Here is a 15,514-nt window from a genome sequence, read left to right as displayed (position 1 = left end):
TGCTACTGTCCTACTGAGGTACTTTCCGGGTCCATAGCGCGCTGTTGAGTAACGGAGCGAACCTTTAGGCCGCCGCTTTTACTGATAGCTTTGGCAGATACACCATGCGGTCCATTGGTGGTAATGTTCAGATCAAGCATCATGGCCTGATATGGATCAGGGTGACCACCCCCTCCTGATGGTACGCTGGCGACAGGGCCTACAGACAGATATCCCGCCCATTCTCTGCCTCTAGCGCCACGCTTTTGCATTTCTGCCAGTTGATCTGCACGGTCTTTTCCGGGCCGGAAATAATCAAACGATGTGAGGGCAGCAGCGTTCTGGGCTGATGATGCCCCATGGATTGCATTACCTGCATTTTTTTCCGTATTCGCCAGTTCCCACGCAGAGAATTTCAACTGATCATCTAAAGATGATCCATGAATGTCCCTGCCTATAACCCGGCGGAAATCATCCTGCCGTTTCTGATGCCACTGCCCTATGCCGTAGGCTGTGTATTTCCCATTAACTTTATCCCCCTGAATATTTGGGTCAAACCCGCTTTCGGCATCGAAATTTGCGACCAGCCCTGCAGCTTGGTCAGCCGTAAAACCATTCCTTTGGAAAAATGCCTGTATCTTTCGACCAGTCGCTATTTTTTCAGATGCAGGCATAGATGCAGCACGATGATCTGCATCTTGGTCCTCGTACGACCTGCCAAAATGGTCCGTATGCTTTGAAAGCCAGTCACCCAGCCATCCATTCTGGCTGGCATAGTAGGCAGTTCCTACTGCACCCGCGACACCCGCAGCAACACCAATCGCGGTCATGGACGCCGCTACACCAGCCAATGCTGTGGTAAGCAGCGCAATTTTTGACAAGACAGATACGCCCCAAAGAGCGCCCATACCAATGGCAACATCTTTGGCAGCATTTTGCCACCCACCCAAATGGTCCACAACACCGGATATGGCGTGCATCACATCAATGACGCCACTTTTGATTTTATCCCAGCCGCCATCTTTCAGCCATTTTACGATCTTCCGAATATATTGGGATATATCCTGAGCAATCCATTCACGGTTTGCTGCAATCCATTCAGACATTTGATGAATAACTGGGGATAGAGCGGGCTCAACTGCCTCTGCCACACTAAAACCAAACCCCCTGACTGCAAGCTCAAGTTCTGTCTGGGTCTTTTGCAGGCGAGCCGCAGCATCGGCTCCCTTCTCATTCATCACACCATAGCGACGGCTAAGCTCTATATTTTGTCTGAAAGCGGCGGCTGATTGCTGGAAGACAGGAAGAAGCCCCTCACCTGCCTGCCCAAAGATTTTCATGGCCGCAATCGTCTGGGCTGCCGGATCTTTAATCTTGCGGATACGGTCAGCAATGCGAGCAAACAGTTTATCAGGAGATGCTTTCGCCACCTCCTGCATGCTGATCCCTAGCGCCTGAAATTGTGCTGCTGCTTCAGGTGCGAAACCGTGCGGCATTTCCCATTTCAATTGGGAAAGCTGCCCCATAGCCCCAGTCACGGCATCAGCAGACCCACCCGATAGGCGAGCGGCATTTTGCAGAGCCATCAGACGACTTACCGGCATGCCCATGGAGCGGGCAGTCGTCCGCATTTTCGTGCCGAAATCTGCCCATGCTGTGGATAGGCGGTAAATACCAGCTAGTGTCGTGGCCCCGGTAATGGTACCAAGAACAGGGACAATGCGGCTGACAGAGCGGAATGCATTGACCGACCCACGACCAAGAGCACCTATCGCATTGCGCACCTGCGTCAATCCGGTGAGGTCAGAAAAACGGCGCATAGACTTTGTTGCGCGAACAACAGGAGCCTGAATAGAGGCTATCTTCCCATTGATCGAATCCAGCGTTTTGCTGGCACGGTCAACCGCGCTGATTGTGATCAGCGCGTTAGTTGCTGCGACTGCGCCCACGTTGCGCCTCCCTGCGCCGTTGTTCGGCTATGCGGTTTGATTCCGCTACCCACCACAGCATGCCTGTTCCAGTGAGCGTTTCCGCGTCGTGCCGCGACCAGCCGGGCCAGAATGCGCTTAGATCGGCAGGGAGACGTTCCCAGTTTTCTGGCCAGCGATAAAAAAACCGGTCAGATAGTCCGATGCTTTAGCAAACTGGCTGATGGGCATTTTAAGCACTGCGGCCCGCTGCCAGCCACTGACATCTGTCAGCAGGTTGATTTCTGCCTCCAGAAAATCCGCCATGCTGCCCCGCTGTTCCTGCGACTTGAACCGGCGGCGCTCAGCGACAGTTGGTTCCCGCAGATCCATATCCTGCCATTCGCGGTTGACGGCAGTGATTGGCGGCGTCAAGGCCAGATGGAACGTATCCTGACAATCAGGCTCTTCATCCGGTTTCCGGCGCGCATCGTCCTCAAAATGGGAGATATACGCGACGGCTGCGTCCAGCGTGCGGGTGGGGATCTGGTCCACTGCCGTCTGGGGCCATCCGGTTACGCGACACAGGAGCGCAATTTCCGACGCATAGACTGTTTCGAGCGTGGGGCGTTTCCCAATCGTGCGTGTGGCCAGCAGGCATTCCCCTACTGATGGCTCACGGCAGGTAAGTTCTATCCATTCGCGCCCATCCTTTGTATGGATTGGTGCAGTGACAAAAGAACATGCCAGTTTGATTTCCTCATTTTCAGAGGACTGGCTGCCATACAGCTCTTGTTCCAGAGTGTCCATCAGACGGTATCCTCAGTCACGGTATCGCTTTCAACATGCAGCTCAAACGTTCCTTCCTGCGTGTTGACGTTGATGTTTTCCGTCTGCCAGGCATCGACAGCCGTAATGACTTTACCGTTTGCTAGTTCCAGGATGACGGTTAATCCGCTGGCACCCTGCAAATCTGAAACTTTGGCGTCCCGACGGTCTCGCAGCGTGGCCTGAATGAAGCCCTGCCCCGGCATACTGGCAAAACCCTCAACAGCACTCTGCCCTTTGAGGGTTTCATTAACCAGCCCAGAAGCCTGCCACTGGGCCTCTCCGACGACGCTCCAGACATCGCCATTGATGGTGATGGTTGCTAAGCCCGCAAGAGGGCCACGATATGCTGCCATTTCTTGTGGCCTCCTTACGATTTAACAAACTGGGCATTGCCCGCGATGACCCAGAGCTGATTCGCGAAATCGTAGGGCATCAGGAGCTTCACCACGCCGTTCCCGGCATTCTGGCAAACGATGCTGGCAGCAAATGTGTCAGCATTCTGGACCCACAGTTGCGTAGCCTGATACCGGTAGCGGGCGACGCATAGTTTGCCGATCAGCTTGGCTGTGGTAGCTTTGGCTCCAGCCGGAATCTTTGCGGCATCATCCAGTAGGATATATCCGCCAACCTGTGCAGCCAGATAGCTGCGCATATCCGGCAGGCAGATAGCAGCCGTCATCAGTGTTTCTATCCCCAGATAACTATCGTCCGGCAGGCCGGCCGTGTTGGTCTGGTAGGTAGTGATGAGGCGCTGGATCAGAACCGCTCCGCTGTCATCCACCGTATGGGTAGACAGACCGTCATACAGCAGGCTGTTCTGTTCATCCCGACCAAAGCGGCCCGCATCGGTTGGCGGCAGGACAGTCAGGGCCAGACCGGTGACAGGGAGTGCCGGGTTGTCCCGCATAGATGTGGCCACCCATGCTCCGATCTGCGCTGCCCAGACCAGAGGAGAGGACGGACTGTCCGAAATAGGCATGATGGTCATATGTGGGTCATTGAGCGTCATGCCCGCGGCGGTTACCTGCCCGTACGTGCCCCGGAGAGCCGCGATGCCGTGGCCGTAAAGTTGCGCCATGGGAGACCAGCGGCCTGTAGTGTTGTCAAACAGCGACTTAAACACTTCCAGACTGGCTGTGTCCGTATAGGGGTGGATGAACAGGTCATACACACGGTCACCCAGACCGGCCATGACAGAGGCCAGTGTTTCCTGCGTGCCAGTTCCGCCTGCAAGATTGGCCGTAGCGACAGTGAGGCCATCCGGGATGGACTGCGCCCCCATCTGCCCCAGCAGAGCTACGCCCAGCGTGATATCATTCCCTGTCACGCCCTTATTTTTGGCGGTCACGTTAATCGTGCTTTCAGATGCCGCAGCTGTAACTGGCAGCGCAGCAACGGCCGCCAGTGCTGTAGCAGCATTTGCGGCAACCGTGGAGGCTGTGTCTCCCGATGTGACGCCAACCTGCACCAGTTGATCTTCAACATAGAGAGGGAGGGTGCCAGAGGTGGTAGCGGCTCCCGATAGCGTAATAGTGCCTGCAGCAGCCTTGCCATCCGCCGGATCCGCTAGAGGCAGGCACCAGACCTCGCCTGATGTATCAATCTGGCGATAAGCAGTGACCATGCGGGCCAACTGAGACCCGGCACCGTATTTTGCAATGGCGTCAGACTGGCCGCCGGAGAGTGTGGCCACACCGGTTGTCGTTGTGCTGCTGCCCAGCTGCTGGCCGATCAGCAGGACACGACGCGTTGTGGTAGCCGTATTTGCCTTGGAGCCATCCAGAGCAAAATAAAATCCAGGGACCCGGTTGCTACTTGAGTAACCGGGAACAGAGATAGAGCTGCTCATGCAGGGGCCTTTTCGGTTGCCGTCTCAGCACTGGCAGCAGATCGCGCCGGGATGGTAGACGGTATGGACGCATGAATCCGCTGCACATCCCCACGGGAGAGTGCGCGGAGCCAGAATGCTGTTTCAGGCACATAAGCTCCGTCTTTATCCAGCAGACGGAGCGTGCCAGGGAACCGCACAGCGCGCCCCTCGGCTGGTTTCACTTTCATCAGTCTTCCTTGATGTTACTGGATGTTCTGCGCAGGGAATTCTTCCCGTGTTTCTGCAAAATCCGGGTTCCCCATTGTCTGCATTTGCAGATCAAGCGCAGCAATCCTCTGGCCACCTGGAGAAAATTCCTCGAAATATTCGAGAGAAAATGAAAGACGGACTTTTCCGATGTAAGAAGAATTATCGCTTGTGACCTCTTGCAGGGTGCTGAGGTCTGATACCTGCGAAAGCCGCGCCTGAAATCCGACATCCTGCATGATGAGCAGTTCGATCTGCTCTGTCAGTGCATCCAGCGCGTCCTGGGTCGCCTCAGGCGTGCCGCCGGAGACCATGGCGTCTACATTGAGCTGCGTAACACGCACAAAATCTGGTGCTGTGCGGCCCGTGCTGCGGGCTGTGTCAGATGGAGCTGACAGGTATATGGCCGGCAGGGCATCCTGCGAGAGCGGCAGCGCGCGGCGGGAAAAGACGTTCGGCCCGGCGTCAGTTGCGTTTGACAGCAGTCTGGCCGCGGCCTCCCGTAGTTCCACACGATAGAGCATCATTTTCTCCGTCGGCAGCATTCAGTTCGATATGTGCGCCGCCATGACTGTCCGGCTGGACCTCGCGAATGCGCCAGACCCGGCCCCGGATTGTCAGCAAATCACCCTGCGCCGGCGGGACCGGGAAAAGTGATAGGCGCACGCCCACACGGGCATCTGACCCGGTGATATGAGTTGGGCTCTGCCCCGGCAGGTCACCCAGCGGAGAGATGGCCCTGTAGCCATCATCAAAAATCCCGCTGAGTATGACTGCTTTCCCGAGCAGAGATGACTGAAATGTCACGACCTCACCAAACACGGCGTCACAGGGGCCAAGGACGAGCTTGTCAAAATCGACCGGCCCCATGCGTCAGGCCCCCGGTTGTTTGGGCAGAGGGGTCATGGGCGGTGCAGCTGGTAATGGAGCAGCCTCGACTGAGTTATCAGCCGAGGAACCAACCCGATTGACCTCTTCTGATCCTGCACTCTCCGGACGGGCAATCCCACGGGAGGTCCAGAAACTGGCGCGCTCGGGGGACACGTTCAGTTTTGTCCCTATGGGATAAGGGGCCTTCCCTGCTGCCGGATAAACGGGGATAAGGGTGATGACGGAAACCGTTTTGGCAGTTTTTGTCACTGATTTGGTCTGGGTTTCATCACTCATGATGCGCCTCCGTTAAACGCCAGGGGCCGGGGCTTCAGCGCCAGCCTCCATGACGGTGGCGCTGAGGCAGGCATTGACACGCGACGGAATTACGATCGGTGCAGACTGCATCAGCAGATTGATGGTGGCAGGGTTTTCCTTGTACCATATCTTAGGAGCATAGGCGAGCGGGCCATAACCAAAGGCCGGGTCAAGAATCTGGCCGAAAGCACGTGTGCCTTCGAGGCCCGGACTGGACATGATGATGGTCCCGTCGGGAATCATCGGTACTTCTTTGTCCGTTACGGGGTCCACATACCAGTCATTATAGAGCCAGATACGGAACTGCCCCCACTGGCCCATGTAGATTTTGCCCGTCTGTGCACGGCCACCCAGGTCAATGGACGATCCGCCTGTCCTATCCCCTGCCCAGATGACAGAATTCAGGAATTTCAGGTCGCTTTTAAGCGCATTGAAGGGCGTGTTTGTCAGCACAACATCTGTGGGAGCCACCCCACTTTTTTGCAGAACATAGAGAGCCCATCCGGTGATATAATCACTGGGGAAAATGCCACTCTGGCCCCACTGTGCAGCACCTGTCAGGGCAATCTTCAAGGCCGGATCACGCTGGAAATCAACGACAATGGGATTGGGGTATCCCTCACCCACAATGGTGACGGAGCCATTGACCAAGGCGCAGGCCGCCATCCATTCCATGCGACGATTGATCATGTCAATCTGGTCGGCCATTTCCCAGGCGAGATTTGCTTCCAAACGCTCTGCGGGAGACATATTCCCCATCAGCCGTTCACCCATGGCGCGGCGGACTGGCTTCAGGAGATCTGGGTTGCGCCAGTCCTTTATGTAGGCCGGCTTGAACATATTGGTCTGCCACTGGCGACTTTCCACCAGCTTGCCTTCAACCAACGGCGAGCAGAACGGGGCCATACGTCGTTTGCCGTTATCGACATCGATCGCAACCTCCGGCGTATCGGACTCAATAATGTTGGGGAAAAACATATCCAGCAGATCGGTCTTCGCCAGCTTCATATTGCGGACAAAATAGACCAGAGCTGCTGTGGAATAGACGCTCAGCATATCATTGAGAGAGGCGCTTACGCCGCTTTCTCCGGTGGTTCCGGACATTTAGAAATCCTTATGAACAGGATTGGAAAAAGAGGGTGCGCCATCAAACGATGGCGTTGGAGATCCCTGTTTTGACGAAAATGCTCCACTGGCGGAGAGCCTGCGTCAGGTCATCCAGTGTCCAGCTTGCGTCAAAGGTCATGTAGTTCGAGTTGAACTCACCCATCTGATAAATGCTGCCAGTCTGGGCTGTGGCTGATGCATCAACGGTATCGACCACGATGCCACACGGGACCTGGCTGCCGTCCGTGGCCGATTTGACGCACGGCATATAGGCCCCCGATGCTGTCACGCGGCCCACAACCTGCCCACGGATAAGCATATTTCCCGCAGCAAACGTGACTGTGGCTGTGACAAGCTTGAGGTTGCCAGCAATGAGCTGGTCCGGCACAAACGTGGCGGAACGGGCGCCGGGGTAAAACCCGTAGCTGTTGGTTCCTGACATTATTTGCCCCCCTTACGAATTGCCTGTGCGGCGACGAGACGTGCGCCCGGATTGGCCGGAGCGTTTGCACCCGTATCCTCCGGCTTGACCCCCCCGAATGGGGAGGCCTGCATGCGGTCACGCAGGGTCTGGCTCTCCGTTTTTGCCGAACGAGCCGGGGTGGCGGCTGTCGGCGTCAGGGAGTCCAGCAGTCCAACGGCCTGAGAGCGCGGGAGTGCTGTGTTAAAGGCCAGATGGGCAGCGCCCGGAAGATTGCGGGCAGCAGCGGGAGAGGCGAAAATCGCAGCACAGCGGGCGCGCTCACGAGATCGGGCAGCTTTGGCCTGATCGTCCTTCTCGTCTTCCTCATCGTCGGTGTCGCCATCGTCAGCTTCACCTTCGCCCTCGGCCTTGGCTTTTTTGGCCTTAGACCGTTTGGCCCTGGTGCCTTTTTCGTCGTCTGCCTCCTCCTCACCTTCTTCTTCCTCCTCGCCCGCAGCCTTGGCCTTGGACTTGTTTTTGTCGTCATCTTCACTCTCTGCGTTGGCGGCTGCCAGATGCGCAAAGGGACTGGTAGAAGCGGGGTGCTTCGCCATTTGGTAATCTCCGATTTTGTGTCGTGTCAGAGGTTTTTGAGAAGATCCGTGAACGCATCTGTGCGTGACATCACGGCGTCAGCCAGACCGGCTTCTACGCCAAGCTGGCCGCGATAGACTGCCGCCTGCATGTCCCTGATGGCCTCAGGCTTGAGACCACGGTTGCGGGCGACCGTTGAAACGAACAGATCGCCCAGCCGGTCCGTATCAGCCTGCTGGGACTTGATGGCCTCATCAGACAGAGGGGTTGTGGGATAGCCGTCTGTTTTCCGGTCGCCAAACTGGAACGTGGTGACTTTGATGCCGTCCTGTTCCAGCGCACCCGTGATATCGACATGCATACTGACGACGCCGATAGAACCGACCTCACCGGTGCGGGGGAGCGTGATAGTTTCTGCTGCGCTGGCCAGAGCATATCCGGAAGAGCAGGCCATCTCATCAACAATCGCCACAATTGGTTTTTGTGACCGAGCCAGATAGATCTGCTCAGCTGTATCGAAACACCCGGCGACGGTGCCACCGGGGCTGTCGATATGCAGGACAATGGCTTTGACGCCCTCATCCTTTATGGCGAGATCGAACGCAGTTCCGATGTCATCGTAAAATGTTGCGCCCGCATACCACCAGCCAAACCCGTTACTGCTGCCCGGCAGAAGAACGCCGCTGATCTTGATGATTGCAACGTTATCCACCCGCGTCATCATCTGTTGCGCAATGAACTGTTCCAGATCATTGGCCGGGCCAAACAACATGACATCATCTCCTCCTTTGAGGAGCATGCTGCTCAAAATATCTGCATGGCGGGCAGACAATGCCAGAGGCCGGTTGAGCAGTTGCCGCGTGAGCGCCATGCTGCGTGAGGTCATGACTTATCCTGATTTCTGGATGACTGCTCGGGCGGGACATATCCACCCCAATCCGGGATGGGCATGCCCCGGTCCTTAAAGGCCTGAATTTCTACGGCTCTCTGGTCGATTTTTTCGATCCAGTCACCACCCTCGTTCTCGGCGCATTCCTCTTCCAGCGTGGAGAGACCTGCATCCATGCCCAGGATAGCACCCTGTTTTTCTGCCACAGGGTCAATCCAACCACGGCCCGGCCCCAGCCATGTCGCACGGGCATAGGCCTGTCTGGCATCGATAAATTCCGGTGCGTTGCGTGGCATCGGGAGTTTGTCGACCTCCATGCATTCTTCTAGCCATGCAAGCCGGATTGGTGCGGCAAAGCCTGTTGCGAAATCATCCCGGCGGCGCTTGAGGGTTTTCCATGCCTCCAGCATCGCGCCACGTGCCGACGAGTAGTTGACGTCTGACCAGTCATTACTCACCTGCTGCGGGGACAGGCCCGCGCCGCTGGCAATATTTCGCAAGACCGCAGATTCAAAATCCCTGAAATTCCCGGCGGGCCGCGAGGCAGACACTGTTTTGATGTTTTCACCAGGGTACAGGATGGGCAGCCGGGAGCCTGCGAGGTTGATATTACGGTTCTCATGGAACGCAATGCGACCGTCCTGATAGGCGCCGAATGACTCGTCACCGCCCTCCAGGGACTCAGCCACCATATCGGGATCGTAAGGGCTCTCAATATAGCCAGCAAAAATCGCATTGATGATGGCCGCATCGAGTTCTGACCCATCATATTTGATCAGCATTTTAAGACGCTGCATGACCGGTGTCAGGATGCCGGTTGCGCCCGTATGCTGACTGGCTCGGTGATGCTCGAACATGTGCACCACTCTGGGCCTTCCCCAGCTGGTTTCCCGCTCGATGCGGTCCCACTGGACTGATTTCGCAGCGGAATACCAATCAGCCTCATGCGCCTGCCGGATATGGTAGGCAACGGGGACACCAAGAGCATCAATTTCGACACCATTGCGGATGTTCTGCAGGTCCATTTTCATCTGTGGGTTGCTGAGCCTGTCAGGATCCACCAGTTGCAGGGCCGTTGCGTAGCGAGCACCCCCGCGGCACACCCGGTTCTCCAGCCATGGCAGCACACCCAACGCATCCCCATCCACAATGAGATGACGGAACGCGAGGTGCATCTGCTGGCCAAATGTCAGCATGCGTTCTCCATCGTTGAAATGGAGAGGATCATCGGCCCATGAGCGCCAGAGTGCATCAACTGCCTCGCTAAACTCCCGCGCCCATGTCGAATCAAATGCCGAATTCCCGCTTAGGTGTGCGAGGGCACGGTAGTCTGGCTTGCTGATTGGCCGCAGAGTAATGCCGATAGCATTGTCCTGCACACGAGTGACTGTGCCTGCTGCCCAGCCATCATTGCGCACCAGATCCCGCGCCCGGCTGACCACCCTGTTGCGGAACGGGCCGCGCTCTGTATCAGCGGACCAAAGCGGCGGCATCCAGCTCTGAGTATGCTGGCCGTAGATATCGGCAGCATCAAAGGGTACACCCTGCCAGCCACCATTCAAAGCACTGGCACGCTGCCCCATGGACTGAGCAAACGCTTTCGCCTGCTTGGATTTTTTCTGTTTTTTAGCCATCAGAATACAGGACGCAGGGCTTTGCGGCGTACGCCCGGCATCCCCAACTGCTGCTGCAACTGCTTGATGAGGGCAGCGAGGCCTGTGGCATTGGCCTGCGTATAGGTCACCGCTCGGTTACCATCGCCCTGCGCGTAACTGACAGACGCGACCTTTGCGCCGCTCTGCAACTCGATATAGGCCTGCTGGCATGATGCCAGATAGGCCTGCACCTGTTCCCGGCTCATGCCCGCAAACAGGCTAGTGTTGGGGTTATATCGGGCCTGCGGCAGCCTGCCGAAAAATCCGGACATGGTCACTCCTTATCCCGGCAAACGCGAAAAGCGTTTTGCCAGACTTGATCTGCGTTTCTGTTTGGCTTCTGCTGCATCTGTTTCCGTCAGAGACTGGATAGACTCACCGGGAACGATGCTGATATCTTCCGTCACCGGTTCTGGCGGCGGCGGATGCTGCGTGGTTTCTGCTGCAATGGCATCTGCCTTACGGTTCAGGCGAAGGCCCATGTAGGTCAGACCGCACAGAGCAGCGTAGCTGTAGACGGCCAGATCCAGCGCCTCGTTGTGCCGCCCAGGCATGAGTTCCCACACACGGAATATCTGACCACGTTCATGCTTTTTGACAGAGCGCTCCGCCACGAGCTGGGCAAAAAAGTTGATATCCCGGTCTGCCGGATAATGCATGTAACCTGCACTCGGCTGGCCCGGGTCAGGCTGTTTGAGGTGCAATCTGGCGCGGATCACATCCTTGGCAGCATTGACCCCGATGATTATGGGGCGGAATGCAGCCTTGTTTCGGGCACTCGGCTTTTTGGTAGGCCAGACTGGAGAACGCTGGCCACCTCGGGCAGACTCACCCTTGATTGCCCAGATACGGCGGCCAAGACGCGCCCGGCAGAAATCATAGACGCGCTGTGTATGATGACCGCCGGAATCAATGCAGGCAGCCATGAGCTTGTAGGGGCGGCCATCGGCACGGTACCACTCGCGCTTGAGGAGCGCGTCCAACTGGTCCCACACCTCAGGCTGTTCCGGGTCTCCGTCAATGACAATATAGGCGATGGACCATCGCTCTTCATTTCTCCCCCACCCGACAATCTCGACCTCAAGCCGGTCATCCTGCGTATCGATGCCTGCTGTAAGGACGGCTACGCCCTCAGGGACTTCCCCTTCCCAGACTTCAACACGGGCCGCCAGTGTGCGCTCGTTTAGAGCACCGTCGCCGCGATCTTCGTAGGGCAGCCCCAGAGCCGTGTTGATGAATGTCTGGCGTTCAAGGGGTTTATCCTTTACCTCAAGCCATTCTGCGACCAGACGCGACCATGCAGCATTTGGGAAAAGCGAGTAGCCTGCCCAGATGTGGAACGACGCATGGCCTTTGAACGGGCGCATGGCGACCCACTTGCCCTTGGCGATCATGTCTGGCTTTTCTGCCTCATCAATGAGGCAGCCGCAGTGCTTGCAGGCGTAGCGTGCTGTTTCCGGCAGGTGGTTGCCCTGCTCATCTTTGTCCCACTTGATTCCGTGGGGGGTATCAGGGCCGCCCCATTCCAGAACCTGAAACTCTCCGCAATGAGGGCATGGGACGTGGTAGTGACGCCCGTCGCCCTGATCAAATGCACGCTCAATACGGCTGATGCCGGCCACCGTGGGGGTAGACCCCATGGCAATTAGGCGGTTCCAGTATGTTTCAGCACGCTTGGAGCCCAAAGCGATCTGGTCACCCTCGGACCCTGCGCCCCCGACTGGATAGCCGTCCACCTCATCGAACAACACGATACGGACGGTGATACGGCGGAAACCGCCGGGGCTATTCGCCCCTACCATGGTAAGAGACGATCCGTTCAGCAGGGTCTTTTTAAGCAACGTGTTTTCGCTGCTCTTGCTTTTCGGGTCTCCAGTCAGAGCCGCAAGAACTGGCGTATCGCGCAGCATAGGCGCGATTTCTGATTTACTGTAGCCCTCAGCATCGCCCTCACGCGGCTGCACCATGAGAATGGGCGATGGGTCCTGATGCAGATAGTAGCCAATGGCGTGGTCAAGGATTTTCGTGTAGCCCACGCGGGCTGACTTCATGACCGAGATCTTTTCGACAGACGGATCCGTGAAAGCATCCATCATCCCGATCTGATATGGGAAAGCTTCAAATTTTCCGGTTTGAGCACTCGTCTCCGCCGAGAGAACCGCATACTGCTCTGCCCACTCACTGAGGCTCAGCTTGGGTGGCGGCTTGAGATTGGCTTGCCTCTGGCGCGTCAGTTCATTGCGGAAATGCTCGTATCCCTTAAGATACCGCAGGCCCTGAGTTACTATCTCCATCTGCTGTCAGTTCTTCCAGGGCGCGGGTAATCAAGACCCGCAGTCTCTCCTGCACGTCTGCAACGGTTTTGCAGCGGTGGATGGATGGGGCGTGTTCGGCTGGCAGAGCAAGAAGTTTGCGGCGCACGGCGGCATACTCTTTGCCTACGGTTGCCACCACCACGCTGACCTCCACAACCGCACCTGATTTCTGGTCAAACTCCAGTTGCTTGAGGTTCGCCTTGGCGTTCTGTTCAACTTGCAGCGCCAGCGCCATGGGCAAAAGCCCATCACATTGAGGTAGCACACAGTCTGGCGAGGCGCGCGTAATCTGCACCGCTGCCCCTGCAACCTTCTCAGCTGGTTGCACCTCAGGTTGCAGAGGAGGTTGCACCCCTCCCTGCATGGATTTTCTGATCGCCAGCCATTCGTTGAATGACGCCAAATCTACACGCTTGCCATTGGCAATGATGCGGCCTGACAAAAGATTTTTCTGGATTGCCGCACGGCTCACGCCTGCGCGGCGCGCAGCTTCGCTCTGGCTGATTGTCTCGCTACTCATGGCAAAACTGCAACCTGCAACTGCAACCCAAAATTTTTGCCTCAGCTAGGGATCAAACGGGCTGGCGCAATCCCCGCGATACAGGAGGGCCAGGAAGGACCCAAGATAGGGGGGGGGGCACCAAATGCATATCTTACGCCAATACCCTGCGCGTGACGCATATCAACGGAAAGCGGTAGCTAACACGCGCTGAACGGCCTTTGCGATGGCTGCGCCTCCATCCAGCGTGACAATGCGAACTGCGCGCTCTTTGAAGCCTAGACGCTTGTGCACCTGCTGGTTGGGAACAAACCTTACGAGCAACTTAAGCGCCGGCTTGGCTTGGCGGATGCCGTTGCGTTTGCCTTTGCGACCCACTGCTGCCGGTTTAACACGCTGCCAGATGCCCATAATGCCTTTGGGACCGATACCAACAAACGTATCATCCCGTGACACAAATCGAGCAATGGCGCCTTTGGTCATCTGACCATACTGGTCAGTCCTTGCGTCAACCGGAACCAGCAGACTGCTGTTGTTGCCCGCTGTGGCATGCTCTCCTCCGTCCTCATACGGCTCAAGGTAGCGCGCTTGAGCCGGCCTCAATGACACAACTGCCCGTGGGTTTGCTTTCGTGGCTTTTTCCACCTGGGTAGCCCGCTGCGTAAATGGACGCGGGTTGTGGAAGATATCCCCCATCGCTTCATTCTCAGCGCGCTGAACCTGGAACGCTACATCATTGATGGCTGTGGCCGCCATGAATGGGATCTGCTTTTGCAGGTCAGATAGTGACGCACTGGCCCGCGTGATATCCAGTTTGATACCAGTCAAATTTAGTCACCTGCGACAAAAAGCATCATGACAAGAGCAGCGATGAGTAAAGCACACACTAGCACCCACTGAGATGAGGCATCCATCTATGACCCTCCAACCAAAAGGAGACCAATCATTGCACACCAGAAGAACAGTAGCGGATTAGGTGGGAATTTATTGGGGTCGCATAGCATCAATATTCCTCCAACGCTCAAGCCCTGACCAGATAGCATTCATAGATACCGGATGCCCGGCTGGCATTGCTTCGCGGAAGCCTGCCATTAACCCGTCATCACACTCTGCATCTGCATCTGCCTCAGCATCCGGCGCCGCACTTGATTGCGCTTTGCTGTAACGCAGCAAGATCTGCCTTACACCCTCCATGCACAAGCCGTGCCGTGAAGCGATCTGCCGCATGGGTATCCTCTTGCGGCGCAACATAACGACCGACATCACCAACTCAGGAGGTGAGCGCCGACGTGCGGCCTGCCGGGCAAAGTCATCCGGCTGGATCATGCCTTGGCCAGGTCAAGCGGGAGAATTTGCCATGACTGTGCTGGGGTCTCACGGACGTGGAGCCGGAGATAAGCCTTTGTGCTGTCGATGCGGATACTGTCCTGAATGGCATCCATAGCCCTTTTCCATTCGGGATCAGACACGTTGTGCCGACGTAGGCCAAGAATTTTCGTGGCGGAAAGCTTTCCTTCTTTCCCCACGTCAAACGCCTCCATCACAATGATTTTGAGGTTCGCGTTGGCACCATCCGTCCATCGCTCGAACAGCTCATCCAGCAGGCTTTTTGCAACCTGGAGTTCCGGACCGAACGAGATACTTTCGCCTATGCACACAGACACGCGCAAATGCCCGTCATAGCTGCTCAGGGTGGTATTACCTTTTGCTCCACCAATTTTGGCCTGGTATTGTTCGTGCAGAAGCTCCTGCAGTGCCGCGACCTCGGAAAATCCCTCTTTCTTGAACGAGGCCAGTGCCTGCGTGAGCTCGCCGGCCTTTGCATGCAGGATGCGGACCAGCTCGTCTTCCAGCAGGTCCTGCGGTTTGATATTCTCACGAGGGACAAGCCGCCCCTGAGCGTCCATCATGTATCCGTCAGGAATGCTCATGCGAAGATCCTCGCCGCCTGAGCTCGTTCCCAGCATGAGTTAGCGCGCCCATTCGCCCATATGCGTTGGCCAGCAGCCGGCGCTTTAAGAGCCTGCTTCTCGTATTGCATTGCGGTCTGTTCCCAAAACGCCGCCATAG

General features: G+C 56.7%; 19 protein-coding genes. All 19 read right to left on the bottom strand.

Annotated features, from left to right (window positions below):
- Positions 1-2: 2 nt before the first annotated feature.
- The 19 genes from QWU00_RS09355 to QWU00_RS09265 all read right to left on the bottom strand — a co-directional run bounded on the left by QWU00_RS09355 (position 3) and on the right by QWU00_RS09265 (position 15,375).
- Entirely contained in the window at positions 3-1,928 is a 1,926-nt protein-coding gene (locus QWU00_RS09355) for a phage tail tip lysozyme (protein WP_052051528.1), read from the bottom strand.
- A 117-nt stretch (positions 1,929-2,045) separates the two neighbouring features.
- Positions 2,046-2,696: a phage tail assembly protein gene (locus tag QWU00_RS09350; protein WP_052051527.1), complete on the bottom strand. Its 651-nt coding sequence runs from the start codon at positions 2,694-2,696 to the stop codon at positions 2,046-2,048.
- A complete protein-coding gene (locus tag QWU00_RS09345; protein WP_035382144.1) occupies positions 2,696-3,070 on the bottom strand; it encodes a phage tail tube protein in 375 nt (124 codons plus the stop codon). Before QWU00_RS09345 ends, QWU00_RS09350 begins: the two co-directional genes overlap by 1 nt.
- A 14-nt stretch (positions 3,071-3,084) precedes the next feature.
- Entirely contained in the window at positions 3,085-4,566 is a 1,482-nt protein-coding gene (locus QWU00_RS09340) for a phage tail sheath subtilisin-like domain-containing protein (protein WP_035382143.1), read from the bottom strand.
- Positions 4,563-4,775: a DUF2635 domain-containing protein gene (locus tag QWU00_RS09335; RefSeq protein ID WP_035382141.1), complete on the bottom strand. Its 213-nt coding sequence runs from the start codon at positions 4,773-4,775 to the stop codon at positions 4,563-4,565. Before QWU00_RS09335 ends, QWU00_RS09340 begins: the two co-directional genes overlap by 4 nt.
- A 15-nt stretch (positions 4,776-4,790) precedes the next feature.
- On the bottom strand, positions 4,791-5,321 hold the full coding sequence (locus QWU00_RS09330) for a hypothetical protein (RefSeq protein ID WP_035382140.1): 531 nt from the start codon (positions 5,319-5,321) through the stop codon (positions 4,791-4,793).
- Positions 5,260-5,664, bottom strand: a complete 405-nt coding sequence (locus QWU00_RS09325; protein ID WP_187668572.1) for a head-tail joining protein — start codon at positions 5,662-5,664, stop codon at positions 5,260-5,262. Before QWU00_RS09325 ends, QWU00_RS09330 begins: the two co-directional genes overlap by 62 nt.
- Positions 5,665-5,667: 3 nt before the next feature.
- Positions 5,668-5,961, bottom strand: coding sequence for a hypothetical protein (locus tag QWU00_RS09320; RefSeq protein ID WP_035382138.1), 294 nt, complete (start codon positions 5,959-5,961; stop codon positions 5,668-5,670).
- A gap of 12 nt (positions 5,962-5,973) precedes the next feature.
- Positions 5,974-7,086, bottom strand: a complete 1,113-nt coding sequence (locus QWU00_RS09315; protein ID WP_197056333.1) for a major capsid protein — start codon at positions 7,084-7,086, stop codon at positions 5,974-5,976.
- 43 nt (positions 7,087-7,129) lie between these two features.
- A complete protein-coding gene (locus QWU00_RS09310) occupies positions 7,130-7,531 on the bottom strand; it encodes a head decoration protein (protein WP_035382136.1) in 402 nt (133 codons plus the stop codon).
- The gene (locus QWU00_RS09305) at positions 7,531-8,106 is read right to left on the bottom strand and encodes a hypothetical protein (RefSeq protein WP_035382135.1); all 576 of its coding nucleotides are present in this window, start codon (positions 8,104-8,106) and stop codon (positions 7,531-7,533) included. Before QWU00_RS09305 ends, QWU00_RS09310 begins: the two co-directional genes overlap by 1 nt.
- Before the next feature lie 26 nt (positions 8,107-8,132).
- A complete protein-coding gene (locus QWU00_RS09300) occupies positions 8,133-8,972 on the bottom strand; it encodes a S49 family peptidase (protein ID WP_035382133.1) in 840 nt (279 codons plus the stop codon).
- A complete protein-coding gene (locus tag QWU00_RS09295) occupies positions 8,969-10,609 on the bottom strand; it encodes a phage portal protein (RefSeq protein ID WP_081939140.1) in 1,641 nt (546 codons plus the stop codon). Before QWU00_RS09295 ends, QWU00_RS09300 begins: the two co-directional genes overlap by 4 nt.
- On the bottom strand, positions 10,609-10,902 hold the full coding sequence (gene gpW / locus QWU00_RS09290; protein WP_035382132.1) for a gpW family head-tail joining protein: 294 nt from the start codon (positions 10,900-10,902) through the stop codon (positions 10,609-10,611). The genes QWU00_RS09295 and gpW overlap by 1 nt, the downstream gene beginning before the upstream one ends.
- Positions 10,903-10,911: 9 nt before the next feature.
- Positions 10,912-12,924, bottom strand: a complete 2,013-nt coding sequence (locus QWU00_RS09285; protein WP_035382130.1) for a phage terminase large subunit family protein — start codon at positions 12,922-12,924, stop codon at positions 10,912-10,914.
- Complete coding sequence (locus QWU00_RS09280) at positions 12,890-13,465, bottom strand: hypothetical protein (RefSeq protein ID WP_035382129.1); 576 nt, start codon at positions 13,463-13,465, stop codon at positions 12,890-12,892. The genes QWU00_RS09285 and QWU00_RS09280 overlap by 35 nt, the downstream gene beginning before the upstream one ends.
- Positions 13,466-13,627: 162 nt before the next feature.
- Complete coding sequence (locus tag QWU00_RS09275; RefSeq protein ID WP_035382128.1) at positions 13,628-14,272, bottom strand: hypothetical protein; 645 nt, start codon at positions 14,270-14,272, stop codon at positions 13,628-13,630.
- A gap of 156 nt (positions 14,273-14,428) precedes the next feature.
- The gene (locus tag QWU00_RS09270) at positions 14,429-14,770 is read right to left on the bottom strand and encodes a hypothetical protein (RefSeq protein ID WP_150395631.1); all 342 of its coding nucleotides are present in this window, start codon (positions 14,768-14,770) and stop codon (positions 14,429-14,431) included.
- Entirely contained in the window at positions 14,767-15,375 is a 609-nt protein-coding gene (locus tag QWU00_RS09265) for a DUF3164 family protein (RefSeq protein ID WP_035382126.1), read from the bottom strand. The genes QWU00_RS09270 and QWU00_RS09265 overlap by 4 nt, the downstream gene beginning before the upstream one ends.
- Between the last annotated feature and the right edge of the window lie 139 nt (positions 15,376-15,514).

The organism is Acetobacter tropicalis (assembly GCF_030644465.1).
Taxonomy (GTDB): Bacteria; Pseudomonadota; Alphaproteobacteria; order Acetobacterales; family Acetobacteraceae; genus Acetobacter; species Acetobacter tropicalis.
The sequence above is the reverse complement of the archived record's forward strand: the minus strand, read 5'-3'. Positions and strand labels throughout refer to the sequence as shown.

Excerpts from the sequence above, each read along its gene's own strand:
- QWU00_RS09350 (WP_052051527.1), bottom strand. The coding sequence starts at position 2,696 with ATGGACACTCTGGAACAAGAGCTGTATGGCAGCCAGTCCTCTGAAAAT.
- QWU00_RS09345 (WP_035382144.1), bottom strand. The coding sequence starts at position 3,070 with ATGGCAGCATATCGTGGCCCTCTTGCGGGCTTAGCAACCATCACCATC.
- QWU00_RS09340 (WP_035382143.1), bottom strand. The coding sequence starts at position 4,566 with ATGAGCAGCTCTATCTCTGTTCCCGGTTACTCAAGTAGCAACCGGGTC.
- QWU00_RS09335 (WP_035382141.1), bottom strand. The coding sequence starts at position 4,775 with ATGAAAGTGAAACCAGCCGAGGGGCGCGCTGTGCGGTTCCCTGGCACG.
- QWU00_RS09330 (WP_035382140.1), bottom strand. The coding sequence starts at position 5,321 with ATGATGCTCTATCGTGTGGAACTACGGGAGGCCGCGGCCAGACTGCTG.
- QWU00_RS09325 (WP_187668572.1), bottom strand. The coding sequence starts at position 5,664 with ATGGGGCCGGTCGATTTTGACAAGCTCGTCCTTGGCCCCTGTGACGCC.
- QWU00_RS09320 (WP_035382138.1), bottom strand. The coding sequence starts at position 5,961 with ATGAGTGATGAAACCCAGACCAAATCAGTGACAAAAACTGCCAAAACG.
- QWU00_RS09315 (WP_197056333.1), bottom strand. The coding sequence starts at position 7,086 with ATGTCCGGAACCACCGGAGAAAGCGGCGTAAGCGCCTCTCTCAATGAT.
- QWU00_RS09310 (WP_035382136.1), bottom strand. The coding sequence starts at position 7,531 with ATGTCAGGAACCAACAGCTACGGGTTTTACCCCGGCGCCCGTTCCGCC.
- QWU00_RS09305 (WP_035382135.1), bottom strand. The coding sequence starts at position 8,106 with ATGGCGAAGCACCCCGCTTCTACCAGTCCCTTTGCGCATCTGGCAGCC.
- QWU00_RS09300 (WP_035382133.1), bottom strand. The coding sequence starts at position 8,972 with ATGACCTCACGCAGCATGGCGCTCACGCGGCAACTGCTCAACCGGCCT.
- QWU00_RS09295 (WP_081939140.1), bottom strand. The coding sequence starts at position 10,609 with ATGGCTAAAAAACAGAAAAAATCCAAGCAGGCGAAAGCGTTTGCTCAG.
- gpW (WP_035382132.1), bottom strand. The coding sequence starts at position 10,902 with ATGTCCGGATTTTTCGGCAGGCTGCCGCAGGCCCGATATAACCCCAAC.
- QWU00_RS09285 (WP_035382130.1), bottom strand. The coding sequence starts at position 12,924 with ATGGAGATAGTAACTCAGGGCCTGCGGTATCTTAAGGGATACGAGCAT.
- QWU00_RS09280 (WP_035382129.1), bottom strand. The coding sequence starts at position 13,465 with ATGAGTAGCGAGACAATCAGCCAGAGCGAAGCTGCGCGCCGCGCAGGC.
- QWU00_RS09270 (WP_150395631.1), bottom strand. The coding sequence starts at position 14,770 with ATGATCCAGCCGGATGACTTTGCCCGGCAGGCCGCACGTCGGCGCTCA.
- QWU00_RS09265 (WP_035382126.1), bottom strand. The coding sequence starts at position 15,375 with ATGAGCATTCCTGACGGATACATGATGGACGCTCAGGGGCGGCTTGTC.